Below are 5,491 nucleotides of genomic sequence, written 5' to 3'. Positions count from 1 at the left end.
GAGACGCCCACTTTTCTCACCTTCACGGCGGCGGGCGCCGAGTCAGCGATCACACTTCGCGCCGTGAGTTCCCCCGCCGACGCGGCGTGGCTGCTGTTGGCGCTGGGTTTTGTCGCGGGCGGGGCCTGCGCGGCCGTGCGTGCCAAGTCCGCAAAGGCTGTCTAGCCCGGTACATGTCCAGGGCGCGAGCGACGGGCGGCATCACGGCCGCGCCACTCTCATGACCGCAAGGTCTCCCCTCCCTCCGCTGTGGTGCGGTCTCACGACCGCACCACCCCCGTGACCGCAAGGTCTCCCCTCTTTCCAGAAATGAACCATTCGCCTCCCCGTGCGTACTCATCAACACAGATGAACCGTTTGGGAGGACGAACAATGAAACTGCACCGTCTGCTTGCCGTTGCGCTCGCGTTGCTGTGCCCTGTGACCGCGGCCCGGGGCACGGAGTCCCAACCGCAGCCGGAGGCCATCCCCAAGATGGACTCGGCGCGTATGGAGATGGAATGGAACGATTTACGTTCCCTTCTCGAGGAGCTGTACGCGGCCCGGTCGCGGGAACTCGAGAAGGAGGAACCCGCCCCGCCGCCCCCTTTTGACTGGACCATCTCGGAAGCGCGGTATGATGCCTGCGTCGAAGCGGAAGACAGCATGCGCGTGCGGGCCGAATTTGATATCGAGGTGTTCAATCAAGATTGCTGGGCCAAGATACCCATCTTGAAGAACACCGTGGCGCCGGTCAGCGCGTCCCTGAATGGCGAGCCGGCGTCGCTGTCGGCCAACGCCGACGGTTGGCTCCTGCTGGCCATACCGAAGCCGGGGCTCTACGCTTTCGAGACGACCTTCTATACCGATATCTCGGCCAGCGAAGGGGTGTTGACGGCCGAGTTTCCCTGCGCGCGGACGCCCGTCACCCACATGACCCTGGCCATCCCCGTGAAAGACGCCGAAGTAGCCGCCCCGGACGCCCTGAACATCGCCGTTGAACCCACAGAGGAAGGTCTGACCGCGGCTCTCGCCTTCCGGAGCACCGAGAGCATCGCGGTGCAGTGGACGCTCCCAGCCGTGCTCAAAAAGAAGGAAGAGGAAGCCGCCCGGCCGCCAGAACCCCCGCGCGTCGCCAGTTCGGCCGCGACGCTGGCCACCATCACCGACGGCTACCTCGACTGCCGCACGCAACTGCGCTTCGACGTGCTTCACGGAGCCGCCGACAGCTTCTGTATCACCGTCCCGAAGGGCGTGAATGTGTTGGAGGCCGCCGGACAGGGCGCCGCGTGGACCGTAGCCGAAGCCGGCGAGGAACAGTCCGTCGAGATCAAGCTCAACCACGCGGTCGAGGCAGACTACGAACTGATGATGCATTTCGAGATGCCCCTCGACGAAGAGGCGCCGATGATTGCCGTGCCGGAACTCCGTGTCGCGGATGTTGTGCGCCAGACGGGGTTCCTCGGGCTCGCGGCGCGCAGCAACGTCGAGGTAGCGCCTGCCGAGGGTATCGAGAACCTCACGCGCATCGATATTACCGAGCTTCCCGAGGCCCTGCGCGCCATGTCGGCCAATCCGTTGCTGCTCGGATACAAATACGTCGGGGATCGTTACTTCATGCCGGTCGAGGTGCGGCGGCTTCAGGATGTGGCAGTGCGTGTCGCCAGCATCGACCGGGCCATGCTGGTCACCATGATCACGGAGGAAGGCATGGCCGTCACCCGCGCGCACTACGACGTCCGCAACAACATCAAACAGTTCCTTCGCGTAGCCTTGCCCAAAGAGACCGATATCTGGTCGGCCGAGGTGGGCGGAAAAGTCGTAAAACCCGCTCGTGACGGCGAGAACGGCGCTGTCCTGATCCCCTTGTTCAAGTCGGCGGAGACCGGCCGCGTACTGGACACCTTTCCCGTCGAACTGGTCTACATGGAGTCCGCCCCGAAGAGCCCTCTGCTCTATGAAAAGCACCTGTTGAAGGCCCCCGCCACGGATGTCCTGGCCAACGAGGTCACGTGGCAGGTCTTCATGCCTGAGAACCAGCGTGTATTCCGTACTGAGGGCGATCTGAAGCCTGCCGCCGAGTTCGCCGCAGGAGGACGCATGACCCTCGATCGCGGGCAAACCAGTGTGTCGCAAGAGACGCTCTACAGGCTCCGTGAAGGCATCGAACGCTTCTACATCAAGGACATCAACAACCCGGCCGCGTCGGCGGGGGGCGGCGAGCCGCGTTACCAGGGCCAGGAACTGCAGGAAGCCGCCGCGGGCGAGGCCGAGGTGGCGGGAGTGCTGCCTGTGCGGATCGATCTGCCTGCCGAAGGGGTGTCCTACCTCTTCCGGCGGCTCATGACCCCCGAAGGCGAGGAGCTGGGCCTCACGCTCTACGTATATCATGCCCGCTGGGCGGCCGCCGGCAGGCGCGCGTTAGCACTCGCCGGCTGGGCTGCTGTGTTCGGAGCAGGGTGGCTCGCGCTGCAATACGCGCGCGGCAGGCGCCTTCGACGCTGGCATGTGACCCTCGCCGCGAGTGCGATTGCCGCCGTGCTCGCGTGCCGGGCGGCCACAGGCGAGTCCCTGTGGAATTTCATCTTCTGGACGGCGCTGGCTGCGTGCGGCGCGGCCATGGCGCCGTGGATTCACAGCCGGATTCAAACCTACCTTGGCGCCGACAAGACGGCCCCTGCTCCACAGCACGAAGCGTAAGGAGAGAACTGCCATGAAACTTCAACTCCGGCTGTGGGAATGGGCCGTCATCCTGGTTTTGGTTTTCATCGGCGCCGCGCTCCTCATGGCTGCTTTGCCCAGAGCCCGGGAAGCTTCGAGACATGCGTCCTGCGCGAGCAACCTCAAGCAACTCGGCATGGTGATGAAGATGTTTGCCAACGAGAGCAAAGGGGCCACGTTTCCGCCCCTGAGTCCAATTCCCAACAACTGGATGTTCGACATGAGCGCGCTCTATCCCGAGTACTTGACGGACCTGAGCGTCCTGGTCTGTCCCAGCAGCCTGATCCATTTGCGATTCGAGCGGCCCGAATGCGTGTCGTCGCTCTACTACATCTACACGGGATATGCGCTCGTAAGCGACGAACAGGCCCTGGCGCTGTTCGAGGCATACCACTATCTGCCCTTCGCGGCCTTCGCCCGAAATGATCTGGCCTTACCCGTGCCGGTGTGGGCAAACTCGAGCCGCCCGGACACCGCCGGCCAGAGCACCATTCCCGTGATGTGGGACCGCATCCCCCTCAACGAGTCCCAGTTCGGGCACGTGCCATACGGCGCCAACGTACTGCATATGGACGGGCACGTCGAGTTCGTCAAGTACTCGTATTACAACAACTCCGACTACTTCCCGGTGACGCGCTTGTCCGCGGAGACTTTCGGAAGCGTGCTCCCGCGGATGCCCACGCATTGTTACGAGTGAGCGGGAGACCATTCCGCGCGGGAATACGCCCCCTTGAGGCAGAAACCTGCGCACGTGGAGGTGCCCGCCTCACTCAAACCGCAGCGACCACGCAACCGAATGCGACTCTTCGCCCGCTAAGGTTATCTCAAGTAGTCCCGTGGCAGACATGCCGTGGCTGATTGCCGCGCCATTCGCTGTCGCCGCGGTTAGCGAATACCCGTCCGGCACGCGGAAGACCAGCTTGTCTGGAAAGCCGCCGACCACACGCGCTGTGCCGGACAATGTCTTCGACGCGTCGTCCCATTCGAGGGCTTCGAGGCTGACCCCGCCCTGTGTGATGTGGCGATCGGTGCTGAGAAACTGGGGATGTGCCGCCGCCCGATGAACAGCCAGCAACGCGTTGCTGTGCGGAGGCAACTCGCGGCCGAGTTTCTCGGAAGTTTCGCCCCACTGGCCCGTCCAGAAATCGTAGAAGATGTAGCTGCCCTCGGCAAGGCCCAGGGTTTCGATGCCTGTTTCGATGGTTCGGGCCTCCTCACCGAAATTGAAGAGCGACACAACGTCCCATTCTCCGAAAGGCCGTTTGATCTTGAGGTCCCACACGGGAACCAGCTCATAGATGGGATACAAGTCGAGGGGCCGCACATCGCACACGGGCAGTGCCTGTTGCAGCAGCCGCATGCGTTCGGGCGTCAGCTCGGCGAGTTTGTCGCCCGCGAACATCATTTGCCCGGGCAAAGCCACCACGGCAGTCGCGAGGCGCGCCATTTCGATAGGCGCTTCGCCGACCAGCAGCGTGTCCGGATCGCACCACCAGAGAATGTTGTTCACGAAAATCTGATTCAAGGTGATCCGGGCCTGGTCGAGATAATTGTTCCAGCCGGGAGGCTTGCGCCAGTGGACGATGTCCGACCCGGTGCGTCCCGCATCGGCGCAGGCCGCCTCGGGTCCCGAGTAGTGGCCCTGGCACGCCAGCCAGACGGCATGGTCTCCAATACCCCTGCGCAGGGCCTCAACGCATAGCCTGAACGGCCCTTCGACCTCGGGATTCTTGAACGCCGCCCGCACATCAGGCATTTCATAGAAATGGGCTGAGTATCCCCGGTTCGCTCCCGACATCCCGTCGATCTTGAAGTATTCGTACCCCCACTCCTGGGACATGACCCGGTGCATTTCTTCCATATGCGCGCGCACCGCCTCCTGGGACGGGTCCAGCACGTACGTGCCCGACCAGTTTGACATGGGCGTGCCGTCAGGGTTGTGCAGAAACCACTCCTTGTGAGCTTCGTAGAACTCCGCGTTACCCGTCCCGAAGGGAACCGTCCAGATACCCGGCACAAACCCCAGCTTCCGGATTTCTTCAGCGAGCCATTTCATGCCATGCGGAAACTTCTCCAGAGACGGTTTCAGGTTGAGGTTCGAGAAATTGCTCACGGGCAACTGGGCGCTGTTGTCCTGCCACGATTCGATGTGCCAGATCGCAAGGCCGAACGGCTTGAGCTGCTCCGCCCCCACGCGCGCTTCGGCAAGATTTTCCTCTTCGCCAGCCGTATCGAAGTACACGTTCCACGACATCCAGCCCGTGGGCGGCGCCGGACACCGGTCCCGGTTCACGGGCGTGAAAAACGGAACCCAGCGCTCGCGGTAATAATTTCGAGCCACTTCGATGACAACCGCCGATTCATCCGGAACGTGAATCGGCGCGCACCACCATACGCCGAAACCGCCTTCCATCGTGCTGAGCCTCGGCCCGGCGCCGCGCGCATCGAAACGCAGCAGCGTGTCGGAAGTGCCGTCATACACGGAATCGTTGAGGGCGCTGTCCGCGTTGCCCGACGCGAACTGCACCACGGCCTGGGATGCCGGCGGACGCGTCCTGCACGCAAAACTGTCCCCGCCAAGCCGTGCCGTCCCTTCGAAGATCAAACGCCCCTCATAGTTCTGGCGCGTGCGGTGCACCGGCCTGATTTCCAGACGGTCGCCCGTGCCCGAGAAGACAACGAAGCCTTGAATATGGTGGTCGGGCGTTTCGATGGCCAGACGCGTCGTGATCCCGTCGCGGGGCGCAACCACCTGCCATGCGACGGCCTGGCCCTGCTCGGATAGCTCGAA

Annotated in this window: 3 protein-coding genes; 2 read left to right on the top strand and 1 reads right to left on the bottom strand. The window is 63.2% G+C overall.

The genetic code is table 11. From position 1 onward, the window contains the following. Positions 1 to 372: 372 nt before the first annotated feature. Together PLJ71_14925 and PLJ71_14920 are read left to right on the top strand one after the other, a co-directional pair. Positions 373 to 2,679: a hypothetical protein gene (locus tag PLJ71_14925; protein HQM49980.1), complete on the top strand. Its 2,307-nt coding sequence runs from the start codon at positions 373 to 375 to the stop codon at positions 2,677 to 2,679. A 13-nt stretch (positions 2,680 to 2,692) separates the two neighbouring features. Continuing rightward, positions 2,693 to 3,397, top strand: coding sequence for a hypothetical protein (locus PLJ71_14920; protein HQM49979.1), 705 nt, complete (start codon positions 2,693 to 2,695; stop codon positions 3,395 to 3,397). A 69-nt stretch (positions 3,398 to 3,466) separates the two neighbouring features. On the opposite strand, the gene PLJ71_14915 is transcribed toward PLJ71_14920, so the two are convergent. After that, positions 3,467 to 5,491: alpha-galactosidase (locus PLJ71_14915; GenBank protein HQM49978.1), on the bottom strand; the 2,025-nt coding region annotated here is incomplete at its 5' end.

Source organism: Candidatus Hydrogenedentota bacterium, from assembly GCA_035416745.1.
In the GTDB taxonomy this organism is placed as follows: Bacteria; Hydrogenedentota; Hydrogenedentia; order Hydrogenedentales; family SLHB01; genus UBA2224.
Note: the sequence above shows the minus strand (reverse complement) of the source record. Positions and strands in the feature narration are given on the sequence as shown.

Bases quoted from the DNA above. Each gene is read 5' to 3' on its own strand.
- PLJ71_14925 (HQM49980.1), top strand. From the start codon at position 373: ATGAAACTGCACCGTCTGCTTGCCGTTGCGCTCGCGTTGCTGTGCCCT.
- PLJ71_14920 (HQM49979.1), top strand. From the start codon at position 2,693: ATGAAACTTCAACTCCGGCTGTGGGAATGGGCCGTCATCCTGGTTTTG.